The sequence below is a fragment of the Pseudomonas sp. CF161 genome, from assembly GCF_000416215.1.
GTDB lineage: Bacteria > Pseudomonadota > Gammaproteobacteria > Pseudomonadales > Pseudomonadaceae > Aquipseudomonas.
This window is the reverse complement of the sequence record NZ_ATLP01000083.1, coordinates 62,363-86,312: the sequence shown is the minus strand read 5'-3', so window position 1 is coordinate 86,312 and position 23,950 is coordinate 62,363. Positions and strand designations below refer to the sequence as shown.

Annotated in this window: 23 protein-coding genes; 7 read left to right on the top strand and 16 right to left on the bottom strand. The window is 51.7% G+C overall.

All coding sequences use genetic code 11. The features are described from left to right. Window positions 1-18: 18 nt before the first annotated feature. The 13 genes from CF161_RS32300 to rfaH all read right to left on the bottom strand — a co-directional run bounded on the left by CF161_RS32300 (window position 19) and on the right by rfaH (window position 13,954). Entirely contained in the window at window positions 19-846 is an 828-nt protein-coding gene (locus tag CF161_RS32300; protein WP_020297588.1) for a glycosyltransferase, read from the bottom strand. Window positions 847-1,008: 162 nt separating this feature from the next. After that, the gene (locus CF161_RS32295; RefSeq protein ID WP_020297587.1) at window positions 1,009-1,965 is read right to left on the bottom strand and encodes a glycosyltransferase; all 957 of its coding nucleotides are present in this window, start codon (window positions 1,963-1,965) and stop codon (window positions 1,009-1,011) included. Then, complete coding sequence (locus CF161_RS32290; protein ID WP_084471725.1) at window positions 1,962-3,272, bottom strand: hypothetical protein; 1,311 nt, start codon at window positions 3,270-3,272, stop codon at window positions 1,962-1,964. The genes CF161_RS32295 and CF161_RS32290 overlap by 4 nt, the downstream gene beginning before the upstream one ends. A gap of 125 nt (window positions 3,273-3,397) precedes the next feature. Then, window positions 3,398-4,405, bottom strand: a complete 1,008-nt coding sequence (gene dmpG / locus CF161_RS15705; protein WP_043229581.1) for a 4-hydroxy-2-oxovalerate aldolase — start codon at window positions 4,403-4,405, stop codon at window positions 3,398-3,400. Then, window positions 4,398-5,300 (bottom strand): acetaldehyde dehydrogenase (acetylating), encoded by a 903-nt coding sequence (locus CF161_RS15700; protein ID WP_043229578.1) that lies wholly within the window; start codon window positions 5,298-5,300, stop codon window positions 4,398-4,400. Before CF161_RS15700 ends, dmpG begins: the two co-directional genes overlap by 8 nt. Window positions 5,301-5,332: 32 nt before the next feature. After that, entirely contained in the window at window positions 5,333-6,265 is a 933-nt protein-coding gene (locus CF161_RS32285) for an NAD-dependent epimerase/dehydratase family protein (protein WP_020297584.1), read from the bottom strand. A gap of 1 nt (window position 6,266) precedes the next feature. Beyond that, entirely contained in the window at window positions 6,267-8,093 is a 1,827-nt protein-coding gene (locus CF161_RS15695; RefSeq protein WP_043229575.1) for a thiamine pyrophosphate-binding protein, read from the bottom strand. Window positions 8,094-8,258: 165 nt separating this feature from the next. Beyond that, complete coding sequence (gene rfbH, locus CF161_RS15690) at window positions 8,259-9,572, bottom strand: lipopolysaccharide biosynthesis protein RfbH (RefSeq protein WP_020297581.1); 1,314 nt, start codon at window positions 9,570-9,572, stop codon at window positions 8,259-8,261. A gap of 25 nt (window positions 9,573-9,597) precedes the next feature. Then, window positions 9,598-10,683, bottom strand: coding sequence for a CDP-glucose 4,6-dehydratase (gene rfbG, locus CF161_RS15685; protein ID WP_043229572.1), 1,086 nt, complete (start codon window positions 10,681-10,683; stop codon window positions 9,598-9,600). A gap of 2 nt (window positions 10,684-10,685) precedes the next feature. Continuing rightward, the gene (gene rfbF / locus CF161_RS15680) at window positions 10,686-11,459 is read right to left on the bottom strand and encodes a glucose-1-phosphate cytidylyltransferase (protein ID WP_020297578.1); all 774 of its coding nucleotides are present in this window, start codon (window positions 11,457-11,459) and stop codon (window positions 10,686-10,688) included. A 12-nt stretch (window positions 11,460-11,471) separates the two neighbouring features. Further along, a complete protein-coding gene (locus CF161_RS15675; protein WP_043229569.1) occupies window positions 11,472-12,461 on the bottom strand; it encodes an FAD-binding oxidoreductase in 990 nt (329 codons plus the stop codon). A gap of 3 nt (window positions 12,462-12,464) precedes the next feature. Next, window positions 12,465-13,250 (bottom strand): Wzz/FepE/Etk N-terminal domain-containing protein, encoded by a 786-nt coding sequence (locus CF161_RS15670; protein WP_020297576.1) that lies wholly within the window; start codon window positions 13,248-13,250, stop codon window positions 12,465-12,467. Between the two features lie 200 nt (window positions 13,251-13,450). Then, window positions 13,451-13,954: a transcription/translation regulatory transformer protein RfaH gene (rfaH, locus tag CF161_RS32280; protein WP_020297575.1), complete on the bottom strand. Its 504-nt coding sequence runs from the start codon at window positions 13,952-13,954 to the stop codon at window positions 13,451-13,453. A gap of 522 nt (window positions 13,955-14,476) precedes the next feature. On the opposite strand from rfaH, the gene CF161_RS15665 reads away from it, so the two are divergent. Both CF161_RS15665 and CF161_RS15660 read left to right on the top strand, forming a co-directional pair. Beyond that, entirely contained in the window at window positions 14,477-15,121 is a 645-nt protein-coding gene (locus CF161_RS15665; RefSeq protein WP_020297574.1) for an MBL fold metallo-hydrolase, read from the top strand. Window positions 15,122-15,232: 111 nt separating this feature from the next. Further along, the gene (locus CF161_RS15660) at window positions 15,233-15,961 is read left to right on the top strand and encodes an OmpA family protein (protein ID WP_043229567.1); all 729 of its coding nucleotides are present in this window, start codon (window positions 15,233-15,235) and stop codon (window positions 15,959-15,961) included. A gap of 81 nt (window positions 15,962-16,042) precedes the next feature. On the opposite strand, the gene CF161_RS15655 is transcribed toward CF161_RS15660, so the two are convergent. Continuing rightward, the gene (locus CF161_RS15655) at window positions 16,043-16,477 is read right to left on the bottom strand and encodes a YhcB family protein (RefSeq protein ID WP_020297572.1); all 435 of its coding nucleotides are present in this window, start codon (window positions 16,475-16,477) and stop codon (window positions 16,043-16,045) included. 144 nt (window positions 16,478-16,621) lie between these two features. Here CF161_RS15655 and CF161_RS15650 point away from each other — a divergent pair, with 144 nt between their 5' ends. From CF161_RS15650 to zapE, 3 genes are all read left to right on the top strand, one after another. Beyond that, window positions 16,622-17,251, top strand: a complete 630-nt coding sequence (locus CF161_RS15650) for an alpha/beta hydrolase (protein ID WP_020297571.1) — start codon at window positions 16,622-16,624, stop codon at window positions 17,249-17,251. Between the two features lie 24 nt (window positions 17,252-17,275). Then, window positions 17,276-18,631, top strand: coding sequence for a tryptophan--tRNA ligase (locus CF161_RS15645; protein WP_020297570.1), 1,356 nt, complete (start codon window positions 17,276-17,278; stop codon window positions 18,629-18,631). An 88-nt stretch (window positions 18,632-18,719) separates the two neighbouring features. Then, entirely contained in the window at window positions 18,720-19,814 is a 1,095-nt protein-coding gene (zapE, locus tag CF161_RS15640) for a cell division protein ZapE (protein WP_020297569.1), read from the top strand. A 49-nt stretch (window positions 19,815-19,863) separates the two neighbouring features. On the opposite strand, the gene CF161_RS15635 is transcribed toward zapE, so the two are convergent. Next, window positions 19,864-20,763 carry a GlxA family transcriptional regulator gene (locus tag CF161_RS15635; protein WP_177326784.1) on the bottom strand — a complete coding sequence of 300 codons (900 nt, stop codon included), beginning with the start codon at window positions 20,761-20,763 and terminating at the stop codon, window positions 19,864-19,866. A gap of 244 nt (window positions 20,764-21,007) precedes the next feature. Here CF161_RS15635 and CF161_RS15630 point away from each other — a divergent pair, with 244 nt between their 5' ends. Further along, entirely contained in the window at window positions 21,008-22,144 is a 1,137-nt protein-coding gene (locus CF161_RS15630; protein ID WP_020297567.1) for an acyl-CoA dehydrogenase family protein, read from the top strand. Between the two features lie 75 nt (window positions 22,145-22,219). Here CF161_RS15630 and CF161_RS15625 read toward each other — a convergent pair whose 3' ends face one another. After that, complete coding sequence (locus tag CF161_RS15625; RefSeq protein WP_020297566.1) at window positions 22,220-23,260, bottom strand: NADP(H)-dependent aldo-keto reductase; 1,041 nt, start codon at window positions 23,258-23,260, stop codon at window positions 22,220-22,222. Window positions 23,261-23,507: 247 nt separating this feature from the next. Between CF161_RS15625 and rplM the strand changes: the two genes are divergently transcribed. Further along, on the top strand, window positions 23,508-23,936 hold the full coding sequence (gene rplM / locus CF161_RS15620; protein WP_020297565.1) for a 50S ribosomal protein L13: 429 nt from the start codon (window positions 23,508-23,510) through the stop codon (window positions 23,934-23,936). Window positions 23,937-23,950 lie beyond the last annotated feature (14 nt).

The window sequence follows — 23,950 nt, the reverse complement described above, 5'->3', positions numbered from 1 at the left end:
GCACGCCTATTCCTAGCTTTAATTTTTAGAAGAAAAGAAATTTAATTTGAATTTAATTGTGTGTTTTAGTTTTCTGATGAGTACGACCAACCCAGCAACCGAAAATTTACGACCTGAACTATGTAGAATTAAAAAAGCTTGTTGAGATTCATGAAAGCTAGCTTTAAATTTTTGGATGTCGTCCGACATAGGATTGCATGTTAAATCATGATGTATGCTGTAGTCCAGCACATAAAAAAAGCGGTTGATTTTACGATACTCTCTCATGAAATAATCGTCCGTTCCGTAAAATTTCAAGCGCGTATCATACCCTCTGAATATGTCCGAAAAATAAGACCAGCGTATTATCATGCCACTGTTAATTGCCGTTTTATTAGAGGATGTATATGTTCCGTGCTTGAGAGTCTTGTATGGCAAACTTTTATAGAAGAGCTGTCGGCAGGGGCTGACGATCTCATTTTTGAATATGACTTTTGGTAGGTATAAGTTAATGTTGTTATTGTTGTTAAGGCTTTTTTCGTGTGCTAGAAAAAAATTCTCGTCAAAAGATGTATCATGATCCAGCAATACTACAAAGTCTCGAGAAACAAAGATTTCATCTAAAAAAGTATTGTATATCTCAGAAAGACTCATGTTTTCTGGTGTGTGCTTGTAGATAATTTCCGTTTTTTCAAATTGGCTACGAAGGTTAGCTAACTTTTCCAGGGTTTGAGGGGTAGTGCTATTGTCCCAAATGAATAGGGTTGATTTTTCTAGCCTATATTTTGACTTGATCAAAGAGTTTATGGTTTCTGAGCAGTCAAGGTCTTTGTTGTAAAGGACGGTGAGTATGATGTAAGAGTGCATGCGACTACCTTTGTTTTATGGTTTTGCGGGCGAGGTTTACTTGAGATTAAAATAGATGTGTAGGCGCAGCCAATAAGTAAAATGACGGGTTTTAAATATGTAATTTTATAAGTTTGGTAGTGTGTATTAAGTTTTTGTGAGGAGTGAGGTGCATACCACAAGTTATTTTTTTAAGAGTTTATATGTTGCTTTGGCATAGGTGAAAAACTTTACTGGTAGACGTGAGCATACTATTAGTATGAGAAGATCTAAATTGGATATGGTTAATTTAAGAGGTGAGTAAAATTTTGTAATAGTGTCTGGTTTTAGTATCAGATGTGAGCGAAATGCAAAGATCTGTCTGACTCCAAGTCCGTTACCGGTTGCAGAAATACATTTTAAACTCCTGAGTTTTGCGTCTAATCTATAACTGGCAGGTAGCGATAGTATGAAGTTTGCTCTTGAGCTTATCCATATCTCAAAATAATGGTTCATCCATGTTGATTTTATTGCTCCTTTGATTTCGGATATGCGTTGTACAGAATGTTCTGATATCCAACAAATATTAAATTTTTTATTATTTATGTATTCGAAAACTATTCCTGCTTGAATGAAATATGTGCCTCTATATCTCTCAAATTGTGCATGTTTAATTAATTCTCGATTATAGATGTGAGCACTGAGGCAGGTCATCAGCCAAAACAAATCATACAAAAGCTCGTTTTGATCAGCGTAAATTTTGTCCGGTTTGTTGATCACTTCTCCTCCGATATTAACGAGGATATGGTCAAAGCGCTCATTCAACTTGCTCATTACACACGAAAGGGTACCTTCTCTTATGATATACGTATCTCCTAGTAGCCAGATATAGTCAGTGTCGGGCCGTTTTAGCGCACTTTCAAAATTCTCATCTGCTCCTAAATTAAAGTCGTTTCGAACATAATATAGTAGGCTGTATTTGTCCATCCAGTTGCTAACTACTTCAGTTGTATTATCTGTTGATGCATTATCAAAAATGAATATCTGTATGTTGTATTTTTTAAGAATTGGTATATGTAACTCTAAAGAGTGATTTAAAAAATCTGCGCGATTATATGTTGGGATGACAACTGATAAGTGCTGATTGGGATTAAGAGTCATGCATGTATCCTTTTGTAACCTTTAAAGATATAAAAGGTCCACGGTAATGTTATGAAGTAAGCGCTTATGAAGCCTAAGAACAGGTAATCAAATGGTAGGTAATTAACACACAGTAATGTTGTTGCTGCTACATATAACCCGTTCAGCATTGAGGCCAGAACTAGGGGTTCTTTTTTGTGTGCGCGTATGTATATGGCCATTGAATTTATAAGTATCTGAAAAAACCAGCCAGTTCCTAGCATTAGAAGGGGTTTCAAAGGGAGTAAGCGATTGGTGAAGGAGAGGCAATCTTTTAGAAGATACAAAAGAAAAAGCAAGAATGAAAATCCAGCTATATAAGTGATTGCGGACATTAATAAATTTAGTCGGAATGTGTTGTTGAGGGGTATGTGTTCTTTTTGTGCAATATACATGCTTATTTTTGGTGTTATTATAGTTATCCAAATGTTGGCAATGCCAAATATTGCCATGCATGCTGACATTGATAGTCCGACTTGTCCTGCTTGGGTCGCGCCATAATAATGAAAGGCTAATGGCGTGAAAATTGAAAATATAAAGTAACCGCTGATCCAACTTGCGGCATAACGCCAGAGTAGTGGCATAATTTCTTGCCACCATGGATGTGTTTGGTTTTGTGCAAGGCGAAATAGCTGTAAGAATAGATACTTGTATTGAAAGGCTATCATTATCGATCCAGACAGCGCGCCTACGAGTAGGGCTAGGGATAATGCGTATAAGTTACTTTTGAGAACTAATAATAATATGGTGATTGTTACCGTGATGACGCTTGTCAATAATCGAATTTTTTGAGCGTCACCAACACTGTTGCAGCCTTCTATAAATGATAGCAACATGCTGTTGCAGAATACAAGTACTGAGGCAATGCCGTATATAACCCAAGGTAATTTCCAGTTTAGATTAGAGCTTTTTTCGTCTAGTATAATATAGCCTACTATCAAAACTAGAGGGAAAACTGCGCCGGCCATTATCGCGGACCACTTAAGTGAGAATCTCCAAAGTGTTGCCAGGCGAGTAAGGTGGTAATCATCCCCTGCCAAAGTTCTATCATGATTAAATTTCAGATGCGAGAACTCATGTGCTGAGAACATTAGCAGAATGGAGGAGAATCCCATATCGGCGAATATAGCTAGGGCTGCCATGCTTATAAATGTATACCAATACCCTTGTGTCTCAGCTGTAAGAAACAGTGGTAAAAGTACAAGCATCATCGGGCCAGAAAAAAGTCTCCATAACTGGTTGATGGCGGTGTTTCGAAAATCACTATTTAGTAACGATTTAAAATTCATTTATTGCCTTGGGTGAACGTTATATTTCGAATAGCTTATGGTTGTGACTTCCATTTTTAGACAGCATTTAAGAGAATCAGATACGGTAGTTTTTTAAAAAACCATTGCACTCTCGACTAATGTTTCTATCTATCTCTCTTAAGCTCGCGAGCGACCTCTATGATAAGGCTTTCTTGTCCTGCTACGGCCTTACGTTTTCCGAGGTTAAAAAATATTTCCCTTGGGTCAACACCGTACTCAATTGCAGCCCTCGCGACGGGTTTGGCGAAACCGGAAAACACACCTGCAAGGCCGCTTACTAGAGAAATAGCAGAGATTGTAGGAGCTACAAAATTTAACTCTTTCTCAGCCATCGATGCAGCATCCAATATCTTGAATAGATCTATACCTGTTTCAAAGCCTAGTTTGTGCAGTACTCCAACCAACACTTCAAGCTGAGTATTACCTGCGCCTGCACCAAAACCGCGAATTGTACCATCCAAAATAGTAGCACCCTCTTGGACTGCGGTGATGGAGTTAACGAGAGCCATGCCGAGATTATTGTGGCCGTGGAAACCTACCGGTATGGATAGGCCATTAACAAGTGTAGCTATGCGGGCTCTGACATCGTCAACTAACTGCGCTCCAGCCGAGTCCATGATAACTATAGCTTGAGCACCGTAGGACTCCATTTTCTTGGCTTCTTCCAAGAGTATTTCAGGAGTTGCCATGTGACTCATCATTAAGATTCCCCAAGCTTCTTTGTTTGCTTGGCGAATATATTTCATGTGACGTTCCGTGACATCGGCTTCGGTACAGTGCGCCGCAATACGGAATACATCAACACCCAATCCGACAGCCTTGCTCAGATCTTTCTTAATCGTACAGAACCCGGGAATAACGTGAATGGCCAAGCGCGAATTTGAAAGGTTCTGACGTGCAATATTTAGAATTTCTTGATCGCATAGTCGACCCTCGCCAACTAGCATTGACGAGCCGCCCAAACCATTACCGTGACCAACTTCTACGATGGGCACTCCGGCAGCTTCGGCGGCCGCACAATAAGCCGCATAACTCTCCGAATTTAACTTATGACCAACTGCGTGATTTCCGTCACGTAAAGTGGGGTCGGTAATTAAGATTTTTTTAGACATGTTTTTTGCCCTGCTCAATAGCTGCAATTGCGATAGTCTCTGCTACAGCAATAGCAGCGCAGTTTATGATGTCAAGGTTGCCTGCGTATTGAGGTAAATAGTCACCGTTGCCGACGACCTTGATAGTCGTGAGCACTCGATCTCCTTCCACTGTTGGAGGAACGATTAGCTCGTAACCAGGAACATATGATTTTAATTTTAATACCATGTTTTCAACTGACTGTCTAATTGCTGGAACATCCGGGTTCTTGATTTTTGCATAAATAGTTGTTTGCATATCGATAGGCGGGTTGGCTGGGTTCAATATAAGAATAGCTTTAGTACGTTTAGCTCCAGAGAAACGCATAAGTGCCTCCTCTGTGGTTTCGATATATTCATCCAGATTCGCACGGGTGGCGGGGCCTGCGCTACGGGAGGCTATGCTTGAAACTACCTCTATATAATCGATATCTGGATGGATAACTGAAATGGCATTAGCAATTGGGATCGATGATTGACCGCCGCATGTAATCATGTTGATATTTCGAGGTCCGGTACCTAGGCATTCCCGTACATTGATTGCCGGAATGCAGAAAGCACCTAACTTCGCAGGCGTCATATCAACAATAGTTTTGCCTAACGCCTTTAATATCTCCCAATGATCTATGTGCGCGTGAGCAGAAGTAGCATCAAATACTAAGTCACAGATATCTGGGGTGTTGACTATCGCTTGTATACCAAGATCAGATGTGTTTATTCCTAATTCTTTAGCCCGTTTCATTCCGGTGGATGTGAGATTTCTTCCGGAAAAAAGCGTACAAGTTAGGTGCTCTGATCGCATTACTTTTATAAGAAGGTCTGTACCAATATTGCCAGAACCTATAATTGCGACTTTTAATGGGGGGCTATGATTCACAAAGCAATACTCCAAGAAAAATTTTTACAGAACTAAGTAGCATTAAGTATTGCTGAAATTTCAGTTGTGATTGTGTCCAGTGAGGTATATTTCGGTATATAGCCGAATTCCTCGGCAGTTTTATTGGTTGAGTAATAATTTGGCTTTTGACCGGTTGCATTAATTACGCTGTCTAAGTTTTTTTCTAATTTGTACTTTAATCCAAAGCTTTTTTTTAGTGAGTCTAGGAGTGCTAGCTTCTCGATTGGCGCTGCGCTATAACAATCCAACGCTAAGTTAGCGGCAGGTGAGGTTAGTAGGCAGGTAATTAAATTGTAAAAATCACTTGGGTGAAGGTAGTCACGAATCATGTGATTTGACGATGTCAAAAGTTCAGATTTACTTTTTAAAGCATTGACTATGTCTGAAATCAGAAAGCGAGTTTTCAGGTTTTGGTGCCTGCAAAAATAATTAAATACTCGAATGTCAATAATGGAAAGATTCGCATGGGCGCGATGTCGCGCTTCAGTGTACAACTTTGCTATAGAATAATAGTTTTCAGGCGTTAATGCGTTTATAGGTATTGTTGCTTGGCTTTTTTTAGTTGCAGGGTGATTGAAATCACTTCCGTAAGCTGCGCCGCTCGAAAGAAAAATATAGCGCCTACTTGGATTTAGTTCTAGGTCTTCTAGTATTAGTTGGTCAAATTTTAATGTTATCTCGAAAATCTCTCCTGCCATAATAGCGGCTTTTGCAGGATCGCCCACACCAACAAAGTTAATTACTACATCGTGTGCTCTTTGGCCATAGGCAATGTAGGGGAATACTTCATACATATCTGCTCGTCCGATTTGGACTAGCCAGTCTCTCATCCCTTTGACGTCGCGTACGTATAGCAGTAGCTGGTACGACCCGGCTGTATCAATTGAGCGAATTAGATCTTTTGCTATTTGGCTGCTAGCGCCGACGATCGCTAAGTAACTCATATCAAAGGTTTTTCGACTTTTCATGCATGCCATTTAGCATTGCCTTTTTCAGCATGTCTCGCGGGATGAGCGGAGACAAGTCCTCCAGCGGTGGAGAAACCAGCGAGCCATCATCTTTAGCCACTACAGAGAGTTTTGGCGAAAACAATTGTTCTGGGTGCATGAATACTTCGCAGATTACGGGTCCGGTTGCGGCCTGTACTTTTTCAAGTGTCGCATCGACATCATCCCACTCGCGAATTTGAAAGGCTGGAATACCGAACCCTGTCGCTAGTTTTGAGAAGTCCGGGCAGGATATACCTGAGGAGCGATCTGTACCCACATACGAACCTTTGAAAAGAGAGTTTTGGGTGTGCTTGATCATCAAGTAGCCATCATTGTTGAAAATGAACAGTTTGATCGGCAATTGGTGATGAACGATCGTCTGCAGTTCTTGCAAGTTCATCATCATGCCTCCGTCGCAGTTCAGGCACATGACTTCGCCACGGTCGTTGGCGAAAGAAACGCCAAGCGCGGCGGGCAACCCATAGCCCATCTCGCCTAGCCCGGTAGAGGTCATCAGGCGCTGACCGTCTTTGATTCTGAGTACTTGGTGACCACACAGGAGCGCGGTTCCCATATCGGTTACAACAACCTGATCGGGTTTGAAAAATCCGTTCAGCCGCTCCATGAAGCGATAGGAGTTAATGAAACCTCCCTTGTCGGCATGTTCTTCACCCACCCAAGGGAACTGGTCGGTGTAGCCCCGGCACTGTTCTACCCAAGGGGCTTTTGACGGAATAGAAAGGTTTTTTAAGCGAGCTGTTAATGCCGTTATAAATACGGCGGCGTCGCTGACAATTACCTCTTGGGTCCGTGTTGAATGTTTGATTGCCTCATCACGGCAGATATCAACAACATCAATCCGAGCTTCCCGTGCCAGCTCGGTCAAGTCATAGCCGACTTGGGGTATCGCCAGCCGAGTGCCGATTGCCAACACATAATCGCTATTTTGCAGAATAAAGTTGGCTGCGCGCTGGCCATATACACCCGCCCGGCCGAACACTAGAGGGTGATCAGAATCAATCATGTCGATCCCGGCCCAGGATACCAGACCTGGGGTCCCGAGCATTTCAAGCAGCGGGGCGATTTGATGCGTCGCACCAGCCAAGCGTATTCCGTTACCCAGCCAGAGTAATGGGCGTTCCGATTTGAGCAGCGCAGCGACCACGCTATCAATTTGAGTGGCGATTTCTTCGCTTATCTCGTGATCAATGCTTGGTGCTTGGAAATGAAGCATTTGCGCAGCGGTAATCCGGCTGGATTGAATATCCATCGGTATCTCAATCCATGTCGGACCTGGTCGTCCTTCCAACGCGATATAAGCTGCCTTTTCGAGCTCAAAGGCAGCTTGTTCCGGTTTGGTTACGCGTTGTGTGTATTTGCAGACTTGGCTAACCATCTGGCATGAGTCGTAACCTTGCACCCCCCACATCCTCAATGGGTTTTCCGGGTAGCAGAACTTCGAGTTTTCGTTACCGGCTATCACCAGACATGGAATAGAGTCGGCCCAAGCAGAAACCACACCTGTAACACCATTGGTCGAGCCTGCTCCCGTTGTAAGCAATGCCGCAGCCAAACGACCGTTGGTCCGGTAATACGTCTGCACCGCCATGCATGCAGCCTGCTCATGATGAACGCAGACAATTTCAGAGAAGCCGCGACGGCTGATAGCTTCAAAGAGGTGAACGTTACCAGCACCGATGATGCCGAAGATATGCGTGATGCCCAGGCCTTCCAATGCTTCGGCAATTTGCTCGCTTACTTTGATTTTTTCTTGCGTATTCATTTGAAAGTCCCGTCAGTTCACGCTCGGCTTTTCTCGGTGTCGGAGCACTCTTGCAGCATTGATAATGCTTCGACCGATAGGGCTTGCCCGCATCGTTAAATAATTAATCGGCCATTCAATGAGCCGATATCTGAAAACAAAAAAGTCTGGTCTGTTGTTTTTTTGTTAAAACCCGATACCAAAAAACTCTTCAAGTTTTTCGCCCACAAAATCGAAATGCTCTTGTCCCAGGGCTGGCTGTACGCCAAGCCAAAAAGTCTGGTTCATGGTCCTATCGGTGTTGGTGAGTTCACCGACCACGCGGTACTCGATATCCTGGAAATACGGCTGGCGCGTCAGGTTGCCGGCGAACAAAAGCCGCGTACCAATCTTGTTCTGATCCAGGTACTTGAGCAAATCGACCCGGTTGACTCCACTGCTTTCCTTGAGCGTTACCGGAAAACCGAACCAGGATGGATCGCTGTTCGGTGTAGCCTCAGCGATTTCCAGAAATTCCGACAGGCTGGCGAGGCGCTCTTTGAGCAAGATGAAGTTGCGCTTGCGAGTATCAATGAAGTCCTGGGCGCGCTCCAGTTGTGCTAGGCCACAGGCGGCTTGCATATCCGTGATTTTCAAGTTGTAGCCCAGATGGGCGTATACGTACTTGTGGTCGTAGCCTTGCGGCAGGCTACCGTATTGCTGACCGAAGCGATCACCGCAGGTGTTGTCACAACCTGGTGCGCAATAGCAATCCCGTCCCCAGTCGCGGAACGATTCGGCAATCACTTTCAACTGAGGATTGTTGGTAAATACAGCTCCACCTTCGCCCATGGTGATGTGGTGGGCCGGATAGAAACTGAGCGTGGCGATATCACCAAAGGTACCCACCAGCTTTCCGTCGTAGGTAGCACCCAGTGCGTCACAGCAATCTTCCACCAGCCACAGGTTGTACTTCTCGCACAGTGCCTTGACCTTGCCCAGATTGAATGGGTTGCCCAAGGTATGGGCGAGCATGATGGCTTTCGTTTTGGGCGTGATAGCTGCTTCGATCAGATCGGCGTTGATGTTATGAGTGCTCATATCGACGTCGACAAATACCGGAATTGCCCCGAACTGGACGATTGGGTTAACGGTGGTTGGAAAACCTGCAGCCACCCCAATCACTTCATCGCCTTTCTTGATCGCTCGCTCTCCCAGTTTGGGCGAGGTCAGGGTACTGAAGGCAACCAAATTGGCGGAAGAGCCCGAGTTTACGGACAGCAGATATTTGACACCAAGAAACTCGGCCAGCTTCTTCTCAAATTCAGCGTTGAACCGGCCGGTGGTCAACCAGCCATCCAGGGATGCTTCAACCATCAGTTGCAGCTCACGCGCACCGATAACTTTGCCAGAGGGCGGAATTACACTTTCACCGGGCACAAAAGGTTTGCTTGCCAACGCAACTTGGGCGTACTGCTCAACGAGCTTGCTGATTTCCTGGCGGAGCATATCGGGGGTCATGAACGTTCCTGCTTGTAGAATTTGATTAGTGACTGGTTTCACACATGGCGGCCATGTATGCATTTATTTCTTCCAGGCAATGAGCCTGGATATCAGCGCCGCTCAACCAGGCTCGATGCCAATTGATGATTCGGGAAAGAGTGATTTCCAGATTCCAGGTCGGGCTCCACTGCAAGCGAGCCCGGGCCTTGGAGATATCCAACTTGAGGTAGTTGGCCTCATGTACTTGTTCGGTTTGCTCAAGCCGCCAGTCGGCCCCCGAACCCCAGGTTTCGACCATATGATTGAGAATCCACTCGACTGGCCGGGCATCTTCGTCTTTAGGGCCAAAATTCCACCCTTGGGCGTACTCATGTCCTTGGTTCCATAGCCGCTCAGCCAGAACCAGATAGCCACTCAGTGGTTCCAGTACGTGTTGCCATGGACGTGTGGCTTGTGGGTTACGCACGATAACCGGTTGGCCTTTCTCGAAAGCTCGTAGAATATCCGGTATCAGTCGATCTTCAGCCCAATCTCCGCCGCCAATGACATTCCCAGCGCGTCCGGATGCCAGAGCGGGTGTTTGTGGCGTGTTGAAAAAAGAGCTCCGGTAAGCAGATGTCACCAACTCTACACAGCCCTTGCTATTGCTGTATGGGTCGTGGCCGCCCATGGGTTCGTCTTCACGATATCCCCATTCCCACTCCCGGTTTTCATAACACTTGTCGGTGGTGACATTGACGATCGCACGAAGGTTTGGACAGCCCCTCGCAGCTTCCAACACGTGAACGGTACCCATGACATTGGTGGCATAGGTTTCAACCGGTTCGCGATAGGACAAGCGAACCAGAGGTTGCGCTGCCATATGTATCAGAACATCAGGGCTGAAACGGGTTATGGCTTGGGTAATGACTTGCAAGTCGCGGATGTCGCCGATCGCCGATTGCATGCCGTCGCCGACTCGAGCCTCATTAAATAGCGCTGGAGTTGTCGGTGGTGTCAATGCAAAGCCCTGCACCTGTGCACCCATGCTCTGCAGCCAAAGGGCCAGCCAGCTGCCTTTGAAGCCGGTATGGCCGGTCAGGAAAACTCTTTTGCCTTGCCAGAAGGCTGGAGTAACAGTCGACTTCATGCTCAGTCCCAACTTTTCCAAGGGGCTTTACCCGACTGCCATAACTCTTCCAGCAGATGCTTGTCGCGAAGGGTATCCATAGGTTGCCAGAAGCCCGGATGCTCGTAAGCCATCAACTCGCCTTCAGCGGCAAGGTTCATCAGGGGCTCTTGCTCCCACGTTGTACTATCGTCTACCAGATAATCCAATACCTTGGGCGTCAGAACAAAAAAGCCACCATTGATCATGGCTCCATCGCCCTTCGGTTTTTCCTTGAAGTTTAAAACTTGGCCTTGTTGAATATCCAATGCCCCAAAGCGGCCTGGTGGAAATGTTGCAGTTAAGGTAGCAGCCTTGCCATGATTTTTGTGAAACTCGATGGATGCCCCAATATCTATATCGCTCACACCATCGCCATAAGTGAAGCAAAACGCCGCTTCATGCTTCACGTAGTCGGCTACTCGACGCAAGCGTCCTCCAGTCATTGAGTTATCGCCCGTATCTACTAGTGTCACATTCCATGGTTCGGCACGCTTGTCGTGTACTTCCATAGCGTTATCACGCATGTTGAACGTGATGTCTGACATATGCAGGAAGTAGTTGGCAAAGTATTCCTTGATCACATAGCCCTTGTAACCACAGCAAATGATGAAGTCATTTATTCCATGAGCTGAGTACATCTTCATGATGTGCCAGAGAATCGGTTTACCACCAATCTCCACCATGGGCTTTGGACGGACACTGGTTTCTTCACTTAAACGAGTACCCAGGCCACCGGCCAAAATAACTGCTTTCATGGTTTCTCCGGATTAATTCGAGCTTATAAAAGCATCGGAATAGAAATTTTTTTTTGGAAGGCCCGAGGCTATTAATGTTTCATGTGCCGAGTGAATCATTGTCTCGGAGCCACAGGCGTAGACCACGGTATCTGCCAGGTCGATAGCATCGGCAATCAGCGAATGGTGAACGTAGCCTGTCCTTCCGGGCCACTGGCTGTTGGCTTGAGACAGAGTCGGGGTAAACGTCAAGTCGATTCCTGAGAGCTCAGGTTGCCAATACACGTCTGACTCGCTGCGTCCTCCCCAATAGATGTGGATATGTTTACCAGCGACTTTTTCGGGGGCGCGAGCCAGTGCCTCCACCATGGCCTTGACGGGGGCGATACCTGTTCCCGTCGCGAGGAAAACCAGGTGGGTCGCGGCAGACTCGCGCAGGCAGAAGGTGCCCAGGGGGCCTTCCAGGCGCAGAAGATCATTTGTTTGAGCTTCGCCAAACCAGTACTGGCTCATAACGCCGTCGGGCACTTGTCTGATCAGGAGCTCGAGCTTTCCGTCCTCGCGAGGAGCATTAGCGATTGAGTAGCTACGACGTACGGCATTATTACCGATGACGTTAATGTATTGCCCCGCTAAATAGAACAGCCCGCTGTTCGGCGGTGTTCGTAATAGAACACGCACAACATCCGCGGCCACTCGTTCGATATAGTCCAACCGGCAAGGAATAGTCTTAGTTTGAATCTTGGCCAGCAGCCCTAAGTCTTCGATATCCAGCTCTACATCAGTTAAAGCACCTTGGCAACAAGTCAGGATATAACCTGAAGCTGACTCAGCTTCGGTCAGCACTGTCTCTTCCTGAAGCCTTTCAGTTTTTCCTTTCAATAGCTTGGTCTTACATATGCCGCAACGACCTGTCCGGCAACTGTATTCCAATACAATGTCTTGAGACTTTGCACTTTCGAGTAAGCTCTTGCCCTGCTCTGCAACAAAGGTCTTATGATTGGATAACGTCACAATAGACATGCTTTATTTTTCACTCTCAGGCGTGGCGTTCTTTTCTCTGTGTTTTTTTAGCAAGCCAAATGCTAGTGCGATGGAGATACCCAACAATCCACCGAGAGCTGTGCCCAGTGCGAGCATGAGTATCTTTTTTGGTTTGATCGGTGTATCAGGAACTGCTGCGTCTATATCGATACGGTATAAATCGGTCGCCACAAAGCGATGTGTGACTCCCATTCCACTTAAAAAAGTATTAGATTGCGCCGCGGAGATCTCGGCGATTTTATTCAGGTAGGCAGTTAGTAGCGGTTTGAGTTTGAGTCGATCATTATCTGTAATATAGAGTGTGATATTGTTACACGCAGCGTGATCTTTAATCGATGTGATTTTTCTGCATTGATCTCTGTTTTCCTTGACCACTATATTGAGCGACTTATCATCTGGCGCATAATTAAGTTTAAAACGCTGTTGCTCACTCGCCGACATTAGGTTGCGTTTAAGCACTTCCATTGTGCTTTCGGCGTGCGAAATCGCCAGGGCCAGGGGTGCCTCATCCTGTCTCGTCGGCTGCGGGTTCATTTCTTTGAGCAGATCACCAAACCCCGCGACCGAGGGCGGTATCAGCGTGATAGAGGACTCATACACAGGGCTCACTGAGTAGCTATAGACAGAAGAGATACTCAGTCCTAGAAGGGTGGAAGCAATAAGCAGAGTCTTTCTCTGCCAGAGAAGATGAAATAACTCCAAAATCTCAATTCCGTCCGAATAACTCTCTCTCTGGAAAGTTACTCTCCCCTTGTTTTCTGTGTTCATGAATCAATGCATCTCCTTTTTCCAAGCCTCTGGAGTTAGTCAGGAACATAAGTTCGCCAAGGCTTACGATTGAAATTCAGACACGCTACCGCCCCAGGATTTACCGTTTGTCCTGAGAACGATTCTCGATTGCTTGTTTTTGCAACAACATCGAGAAGGCGGCGATAGGCCTACGGGGAAGTCAATTTCAGCCCATAGGATTACATTTTATGAATACTGCTCAGAGGTAGCTCAATGCGTTGCTGCCGGTTGAGAAGGGTGAGCAGCAGAATCACTCGCTCTTCACCAACCGCGCTTTCGAAAATAGCTTCGAGATCAGCGAAGCAGCCTTCACTGATTCGAACCGTTTCTCCTGGGAGCAATAAAGATGCATCCAAATGCGATGTACGTTGTCTCAATTCTTCGATCAGGCTTCCGGCGACTGCCAGCGGATTGCCATTGAAGGCCACCAGTCTATTCACTCCGCGAGTCGAGCGTAACGGAGCCCAGTTAGCACTATCTCCGAGCGCAATAAACAAATAGCCCGGAAACAGTGAGTCCACGACAGCTCGTCGCCGTCCCTGGATAATCCGCTCGTACCGACGTTGCGGACGGTAGCACTGGTAACCTTGACGGCGCAGGTTTTCTTCGGCGCGTTCGTCCTGTCGTGACTTGCATTGCACCAGGTACCAAGGTGCAGCGTAGTCTTCTTGATGCGTGGCCATAACTTCTGCGATCTCTCAGCACATGCAGTCACTTTGCCGGCTGCGTGTTCACATTTATTCCTAGTATTTGCTACTGCTCGTCATGAAGCGTGCGTTTTGGAGCCCCGAAGGCTAATTGAGCACTAGGCTCTTTGCGACCCGGCATTGTAACTCGCGAGCAACTCATCCGCACTTGGGCAAGCCGAGCTGATTTTTTGTCAGCATCTGATGTTCGCGCGCCTTTTTTAGGTAGGGAGGCGGGATAGGGCGGGCATGTTAGTCATCCTTACCTCATTCTTGTAGCGTTTTTCGTCCAGTTTCGCGGCAATCGAGCGCGTGGAATTTAAGGGCGGGGCTCAAAGTTGCCAAGATTTATTGTTTTTTTGCGTAAGAGCGCGTGGCCACCTGATCAACACGGGGGACAGTCGGTCGCCGTGTCTCGGAGTATGCACGGGTTGCACGCTGCCTAGGCCAATTTTTGAGCAAGCGCTATCATTGTCCGCGTCCATTATTAATGTGCTCAGCGCCAGCCTCGGATCAATTATGACCCCCGCCCACCCCACCCTGATCCGCGAAACCTTCCCCGTCGGCCCGTTGCAGTGCAACTGCACGATCATCGGCGATCCGATCACGAAAAAAGCGATCGTCGTCGATCCGGGCGGCAATCATGAGCTGATCCTGGCGCGGCTCGATGCCTTGGGTCTCAAGGTGGTGAGCATCATCCATACTCATGCTCACCTGGATCATTTCCTGGCCTCCGGGCAGTTGAAGGAAAAGACCGGCGCGACCCTGCATCTGCACAAGGAGGACCAGTTCCTGTGGGACAACCTGGAGATGCAATGCAGCATGTTTGGCGTGCCTTATACGCCCGTGCCGGCGCCGGATCGCTGGCTGGCCGATGATGAGGAGCTGGCCTGTGGCTGCGGCGTGGCGCTGCACACGCCGGGGCATACGCCAGGTTCCATGAGCTTTTGGTTTTCTGAGGCTAAGCTGTTGATTGCCGGTGACACCCTGTTCAAGCGTGGGGTCGGGCGTACGGACTTATGGGGCGGCGATCAGGCCACCATCGTGCGTTCGATCAAGCAGCGCCTGTACACCCTCGATGAAGAGGCGACGGTGGTGACCGGGCATGGTCCAGACACCCGCCTGGGCGATGAGATGCGTGAGAATCCCTTTGTTCGGGCCTGATGTTTTGCAGGGGTGTTGATGGAATTTTTGCCATTTGTCGCGTTCCAACGCCAGCAAAGGTCCATTGCCAACGTCCGCTGCACCACAGAATGCAAAAAGTAGGAGCTTTCCATGTTCACCTCGCGTCGTTTAATTATTGCCGCTACCGCTGTGGCCTTGTTGTCTGGATGTGCTTCGCCTAATCCGTATGACAACCAGGGGCAGGCCGACGGCTCCACGGGCATGAGCAAGACTGCGAAATACGGCGGTCTGGGTGCCTTGGCCGGCGCCTTGGCCGGTGCCGCCATCGATCACAATAACCGTGGCAAGGGAGCGCTGATTGGTGCCGCCGTAGTGGGGGCTTCCGCCGCCGGTTATGGCTACTACGCCGACCAGCAGGAAAAGAAACTGCGCGCCAGCATGGCCAATACGGGGGTTGAAGTGCAGCGCCAGGGCGATCAGATCAAGCTGATCATGCCGGGCAACATTACCTTCGCCACCGATTCGGCGAACATCGCCCCCAGCTTCTACCAGCCGCTGAACAACCTGGCCAACTCGCTGCGTGAGTTCAGCCAGAATCAGATCGAGATTGTCGGCTACACGGACAGCACCGGCAGCCGTCAGCACAACATGGATCTGTCTCAGCGTCGGGCACAGAGCGTGGCGACCTACCTGACCTCGCAAGGTGTCAGCGGTGCCAACCTGTCCGCGCGCGGTGCCGGCCCGGACAACCCGATTGCCAGCAACGCCGATGTCAACGGTCGCGCGCAGAACCGTCGAGTCGAGGTCAATCTCAAGGCGATTCCTGGCCAGCAGTATCAGCAGCCGGGTCAGCAAGGACAGCAATACCAGCAGTACTGAGTGCGCGCCTGAGTACCGGCGAGGCATAAAAAAGCCCGCCCGTTCCATTGAGGACCGGGCGGGCTTTTTAGTGTCCGAGTCTTACTTTCTCAGACCGTAATGCTCATCGAGCATGCCGGGGGCATTGGGTGTTTTTGGGGCGTAGTCGCGCGGTGGTTCCTGGTCGCGCGGAGGTGTCAGGCGCTCCCGTGGAGCCTGTACCGAGTCGGAGTGCAGGGCGGCCAGCAGGCGTTGGCGAGTCAGTTCGTCCAGGGCCAGGCGGTTGGCACCCTCGGCGAGATGGTCTTGCACTTCCTGATAGCTCTGGGTGAGCTTTTTCACCAGGGTTGCGGTGCTGTTGAAGTGGGTGACCACTTCGTTCTGATAATTGTCAAAACGTTCCTGAATATCATCCAGCTGACGTTGCGTGCGGTTAGGCGCGGCATTCGGCAGCAGGCGAGCGACCAGAAATCCAATGGCGACACCGGCAACCAGGGCAAGAGTCGGCAACAACCAAACTAAGAGCGAGTGTTCCACGAGTCCTTCCTCTATAAACGGCTTTGCTTTACGTTAACGGCTCGAACCTGCGCTGTATACCGCGATTCACTCGCAATAGATTGGCACAGACAATTTGCTAGACGAGTCGACCCCCTTCGAGGTCACGGAGTTCCTTCCTTGCTAATGCGTGAAACCCCTGTAGTGATTGATGGCCCTGTCGGCCAACTGGAAGCCCTGTATCTGGATGTGCCCGATGCCCGTGGCGTGGCGCTGATCTGTCACCCCAACCCGGTACAGGGCGGCACCATGCTCAACAAGGTGGTGTCGACGTTACAGCGCACCGCGCGCGATGCCGGGTTGATTACCTTGCGTTTCAACTATCGGGGGGTAGGTGCTAGTGCTGGCACCCATGACATGGGCACGGGTGAAGTTGACGACGCCCAGGCCGCAGCCCAGTGGTTGCGGGCCAAGCACCCCGAGCTGCCGATGACGCTGCTCGGCTTCTCCTTCGGTGGTTTTGTCGCGGCCAGCCTCGGCGGCCGCCTGGAAGCCAGCGGTGAACAGCTCAAGCACCTGTTCATGGTGGCCGCTGCGGTCATGCGCCTCGGCGATACCGACCAGTTGCCCCAAGGCTGCCCACTGACCCTTATCCAGCCGGAAACCGACGAAGTCATCGACCCGCAAACCGTCTATGACTGGTCCGCCGCGCTCAAGCGCCCCCATGAGCTGCTGAAAGTGGCAGAATGCGGACACTTTTTTCATGGCAAGCTCACCGATCTGAAAGATCTGGTGCTGCCGCGTCTCTCGAATTGATAGCTGTCTGATAAGCGATTACCCATGACTACTCGTACGCGCATCCTTACCGGCATCACCACCACCGGCACGCCGCACCTGGGCAACTACGCGGGTGCCATCCGCCCGGCGATCCTTGCCAGCCGCGACAGCAATGCCGATTCGTTCTACTTCCTGGCCGATTACCACGCCCTGATCAAGTGCGATGACCCGCTGCGCATCCAGCGCTCGCGCCTGGAAATCGCCGCGACCTGGCTGGCCGGTGGCCTGGATGTGGAGCGCGTGACCTTTTATCGCCAGTCGGATATCCCGGAAATCCCCGAGCTGACCTGGCTGCTGACCTGCGTTGCGGCCAAGGGCCTGCTCAACCGTGCGCATGCCTACAAGGCGTCGGTGGACAAGAACGTCGAGTCCGGCGAAGACCCGGATGCCGGTATCACCATGGGCCTCTACAGCTACCCGGTGCTGATGGCGGCGGACATCCTGATGTTCAATGCGCACAAAGTGCCGGTAGGTCGCGATCAGATTCAGCACGTGGAAATGGCCCGCGACATCGGCCAGCGCTTCAACCATCTGTTCGGCCAGGGCAAAGAGTTCTTCACCATGCCCGAGGCGCTGATTGAAGAAAGCGTCGCCACCTTGCCTGGCCTCGACGGTCGCAAGATGTCCAAGAGCTATGACAACACCATCCCGTTGTTCACCAGCGCCAAGGACATGAAGGACGCCATCTCGCGCATCGTCACTGACTCCCGCGCCCCGGGCGAAGCCAAGGATCCGGACAACTCGCACCTGTTCACGTTGTTCCAGGCCTTCGCCACGCCCGCGCAGGCGGACGAATTCCGTAGCGAACTGCTGCAGGGCCTGGGTTGGGGTGAAGCCAAGAACCGCCTGTTCCAATTGCTGGACGGCGAGCTGGGTGAGGCCCGCGAGCGCTATCACCAGTTGATCGAGCGTCCGTCGGACCTGGAAGACATCTTGCAAATCGGCGCTAAGAAAGCCCGCGCCGTGGCCACGCCGTTCCTGAACGAGCTGCGTGAAGCCGTCGGCCTGCGTTCCTTTGTAAACCAGGTACAAGTCGCTGCAACCGGTAAGAAAAAGGCCGCCAAGGCCGCGAGGTTCGTCAGCTTCCGTGAAGACGACGGTAGCTTCCGCTTCCGCCTGCTGGCAGCGGATGGCGAGCAACTGCTGCTGTCGCGCAACTTTGCCGACGGCAAGGCCGCAGGCGCTGCGACCAAGCAGTTGCAGTCGGGCCAGGCATTGGATGTGCGCAGCGATGCGCTGAGCTTCAGCCTGTGGCTGGGCGGCGAACAGGTTGCCGACAGCCCGGCATTTGCCGATGTGGGCGCGCGTGATGCGGCCATCGCGGAACTGCGGATTGCTCTGACCCCCGCGCAGGACTAATCGGAATCTTCCCGACCAAGGGCTGATTGCCATTCCTCAGGGCCGTCGCTACAGTGACGGCCCGTTTTTGTTGCCTTGCTAACGAATTATGACGCCCCTAGAACGATATCAAGCTGATCTGAAACGCCCTGACTTCTTCCACGATGCGGCGCAGGAAACTGCAGTACGCCATTTGCAGCGCCTGTACGACGATCTGGTCGCGGCCTCGCAAAACAAGCCGGGGCTGCTGGGCAAACTGTTTGGCAAGAAGGATCAGACGCCGGTCAAGGGCCTGTATTTCTGGGGCGGCGTTGGCCGTGGCAAGACCTACCTGGTCGACACCTTTTTCGAAGCCTTGCCGTTCAAGGAAAAAACCCGCACCCACTTTCACCGCTTCATGAAGCGCGTGCACGAAGAGATGAAGACCCTGGGCGGCGAAAAGAACCCGCTGACCATCATCGCCAAGCGTTTTTCCGATGAGTCGCGGGTGATCTGCTTCGATGAGTTCTTCGTCTCCGACATTACCGATGCCATGATTCTCGGCACCCTGATGGAAGAGCTGTTCCGCAACGGCGTGACCTTGGTTGCAACCTCGAACATCGTGCCCGACGGTTTGTACAAGGACGGCCTGCAGCGTGCGCGCTTCCTGCCGGCCATCGCCTTGATCAAGCAGAACACCGAGATCGTCAACGTCGACAGTGGCGTTGACTATCGCCTGCGGCACCTCGAACAAGCCGAGCTGTTCCACTTCCCGCTGGACGAAGTGGCTCAGGAAAGCCTGCGCAAGAGCTTCCGCGCCCTCACGCCGGAATGCACCCAGGCGGTGGAAAACGACGTGCTGATCATCGAGAATCGCGAAATCCGTGCCTTGCGCACCTGTGATGACGTGGCCTGGTTTGATTTCCGCGAGTTGTGCGACGGCCCGCGTAGCCAGAACGATTACATCGAGCTGGGCAAGATTTTCCACGCGGTGCTGCTCAGCGGCGTCGAGCAGATGAGTGTGACCACTGACGATATCGCCCGGCGCTTTATCAACATGGTCGACGAATTCTACGACCGCAACGTCAAGCTGATCATCTCGGCCGAGGTCGAGCTCAAAGATCTGTACACCGGCGGGCGCCTGAACTTCGAGTTCCAGCGCACCCTGAGCCGGCTGCTGGAGATGCAGTCCCACGAGTTCCTCTCGCGGGCGCACAAACCCTAGGCTGTTGCCGCATACAAGAAGGGCCTGCACATCGCAGGCCCTTTTTCATTTACGCGGCTTGTTGCTGAAACTGCTGTCGGTACTGGTTGGGCGACAGTTCGGTGTGCTGGCGGAACAGACGGGCAAAGAAGCTCGCATCGTCGTAGCCCACCTCGTAACTGATGGTCTTGATGCTCTTGCGGGTGCCGGAGAGCAAGCCCTTGGCGGTTTCGATGCGCAGCCGTTGCAGGTAATGCAGGGGCTTGTCGCCGGTGGCGGTCTGGAAGCGGCGCATGAAGTTGCGGATGCTCATGCCGTGTTCTCGCGCTACGTCTTCAAAACGGAATTTGTCGGCGAAGTGTTCTTCGAGCCAGTGCTGGATCTGCAGGATGATCACGTCCTGATGCAGTTTCTGGCCGCCGAAGCCGATGCGCCCCGGGGCATAGTTGCGCTGCACCTCATACAGAATGTCGCGCGCCACGGCCTGGGCCACGTTGGCGCCGCAGAAGCGCTCGATCAGGTAGATGTACAAGTCGCAGGCCGAGGTGGTGCCGCCGGCGCAGTACAGGTTGTCGGCGTCGGTCAGGTGCTTGTCCTGATTGAGCTGGACCTTGGGGAAGCGTTCGCTGAAGGCATTGAAGAAGCGCCAATAGGTGGTGGCCTCCTTGCCATCGAGCAGGCCGGCCTCGGCCAGCCAGAACACCCCGGTGGCTTCGCCGCAGAGTACGGCGCCGCGGGCGTGCTGCTGGCGCAGCCAGGGCAGGATTTGTGGGTAGCGTTGGCACAGGGATTCGAAATCATCCCAGAAGGCCGGGAGGATGATCACATCGGTATCTTCCAGGCCGCCGTCCACCGGCATGATCACATCGCTGAAACTGCATACCGGCTTGCCATCGGGGCTGACCAGGCGGGTTTCGAACGCCGGGGTCAGGCCTTGGCCAAGCTGTTTGCCATAGCGCAGGCTGGCCAGGTGGAAGAAGTCCTTGGCTTGCATGAGGGTGGAGGCGAAAACCCGGTCGATAGCCAGGATGCTGACGCGCCGCAAGGGCGTAGAGGTTTGGTTAGACATAAATTCAATTGTTCTTATAGGGGAAAGTGGTCACCAGACGGCTGGATCGTCTTATTTTTTGTCGGATGTGTCCAGTGTCCTGTCGTGAGGTCGCGGCTTAGGCTCGTTGAGCCTTATCCGACCAACAATAATCACAGGTGGCTGCATGATCCCCAGAACCTTGTTCAATTCCGACCACGAGCTCTTTCGCGACAGCGTGCGCACCTTCCTGGAAAAGGAAGCCGTGCCGTTTCACGGCGCGTGGGAAAAGCAGGGCTATATCGATCGCCAGCTGTGGAACAAGGCGGGCGAGGCGGGGATGCTGTGCTCGCATATTCCTGAGGTGTACGGCGGTCTGGATGCCGACTTTCTGTACAGCGCCGTGGTTATCGAAGAGGTGGGGCGCCTGGGGCTGACGGGCATTGGGTTTTCCCTGCACTCGGATATTGTCGCGCCCTACATCCTGCATTACGGCAGTGAGGCACTGAAGCACAAGTACCTGCCGAAGCTGGTCTCGGGCGAGATGGTCACGGCCATTGCCATGACTGAGCCGGGCGCCGGTTCCGACTTGCAGGGGGTGAAGACCACGGCCGTGCTGGAGGGTGATGAATATGTCATCAATGGCTCGAAGACCTTTATCACCAACGGCTTTCTCGCCGATCTGGTGATTGTGGTGGCCAAGACCGATCCCAAGGCTGGCGCCAAGGGCACCAGCCTGTTCCTGGTGGAAGCCAGCACGCCCGGTTTCTCCAAGGGTAAGCGACTGGAAAAGGTCGGAATGAAAGCCCAGGACACCTCGGAGCTGTTCTTCCAGGATGTTCGTGTGCCCAAGGAAAACCTGCTGGGCCAAGCCGGGATGGGGTTTGCCTACCTGATGCAGGAATTGCCCCAGGAGCGCCTGACGGTGGCCATCGGCGGCCTGGCCTCGGCCGAGGCGGCGCTGCAGTGGACCCTGGACTACACCCGCGAACGCAAGGCTTTCGGCAAGGCGATCGCCGACTTCCAGAACACCCGCTTCAAGCTGGCGGAAATGGCGACCGAAATTCAGATTGGCCGGGTTTTTGTCGATCGCTGTCTGGAGCTGCACCTGCAAGGCAAGCTGGATGTGCCCACGGCGGCCATGGCCAAGTACTGGGGGACCGACCTGCAGTGCAAGGTGCTCGACGAGTGCGTGCAGCTGCACGGCGGCTACGGGTTCATGTGGGAGTACCCGGTGGCCCGGGCCTGGGCGGATGCCCGGGTGCAGAGGATTTATGCCGGGACCAACGAGATCATGAAAGAGATCATCGCCCGTTCCCTGTAAGGGGCAGCCTGCCTGCGATTGAGATGGCGCGGTCCGGCAGGCTGCCGGGCGCTCCCAGTCGCAGGCAGGTGAGGCTCAAGGGGCTGGGTTTGGGTGATCCTTGTGGATCGCCTCGATCCCGGCCAGGACCTCGTCCGACAGCTTCAGCTGGAAGCTGGCGATGTTGCTGTCCAGTTGCTCAAGGGTGGTGGCGCCAATGATGTTGCTGGTCACGAATGGCTGCTGGGTGACAAAGGCCAGAGCCATCTGCGCCGGGTCCAGGCCGTGTTCGCGGGCCAGGGCCACATAGCGGCTGCAGGCAGCTTCCGATTGGGCGTTGAAGTAGCGACTGAAGCGGCTGTAGAGGCTCAGGCGGCCTTTGGCAGGGCGTGCGCCATTCTCGTACTTGCCCGACAGGAAACCGAACGCCAGCGGCGAATAGGCCAGCAGACCGCACTGTTCGCGAATGGCGATTTCCGCCAGGCCTACTTCAAAGCTGCGGTTGAGCAGGTTGTACGGGTTCTGGATCGACACCGCGCGCGGCCAGCCGCGGCTTTCGGCCAGGGCCAGGAATTTCATGGTGCCCCATGGGGTTTCGTTGGACAGGCCGATATGGCGGATCTTGCCGGCCTTGACCTGTTCATCCAGGGCTTCGAGGGTTTCTTCCAGCGGGGTGAAGTCTTCATCGGCCTGGTGCTTGTAGCCGAGCTGGCCGAAAAAGTTGGTGCTGCGCTCCGGCCAGTGCAGTTGATACAGGTCGATCCAGTCGGTCTGCAGGCGCTTGAGGCTGGCGTCCACCGCTTCGACGATGTGTTTGCGGTTGTGCTTGAGTTGCTTGTCGCGAATGTAGTCGATGGTGTTGCCCGGGCCGGCGATCTTGCTGGCCAGGATCCAGTCGGCGCGATCGCCGCGGGTCTTGAACCAGTTGCCGATGTAACGCTCGGTGGTGGCGTAGGTTTCGGCCTTGGGTGGTACCGGGTACATCTCGGCGGTGTCGATGAAATTGATTCCCGCGCTCTTGGCGCGTTCGATCTGGGCGAAGGCCTCGGCTTCGCTGTTCTGCTCGCCCCAGGTCATGGTTCCCAGACAGATCGCGCTCACATTCAGATCGGTTCGGCCCAGCTGTCGATAATCCATCGGGTACTCCTTTGGGGAAAACAATCATAAAAGCAGGTTGAATTTTTTTTCGCAATCTGCATAATTGCGCACCTCTTTCTGCAGTGGAAGTGATGCGCCGCCTGCCGAAGAATCTTGCCGTTGAACGGACGCGCTGACCCGAGCCCCCGATAGCGTCTGTATCCGGCTGCCTTTGACTTGTCAAAGTACGCACTATTCAGTAAGATCCGCCGTCTAATTTACAGGGCGGCCCCTGAGGCTATAAAGAATGAAAACTTTTACTGCTAAACCGGAAACAGTAAAGCGCGACTGGTTTGTCGTCGACGCTGCTGGTCAGACCCTGGGTCGTCTGGCCACCGAGATCGCGAGCCGTCTGCGTGGCAAGCACAAGCCTGAGTACACTCCTCACGTTGACACCGGCGACTACATTGTCGTTATCAATGCTGAGCAGATCCGTGTAACAGGTGCTAAAACCACCGATAAAATGTACTACTCCCACTCCGGTTTCCCGGGCGGCATCAAGTCCATCAGCTTCGATAAGCTGATCGCTAAAGCCCCTGAGCGCGTGATCGAGACTGCGGTCAAAGGCATGCTGCCTAAGAACCCGCTGGGTCGCGACATGTACCGTAAGCTGAAAGTCTATGCGGGCGCTGCTCACCCTCATACTGCTCAGCAGCCCCAAGAACTGAAGTTTTAACGGAATAGTTCATT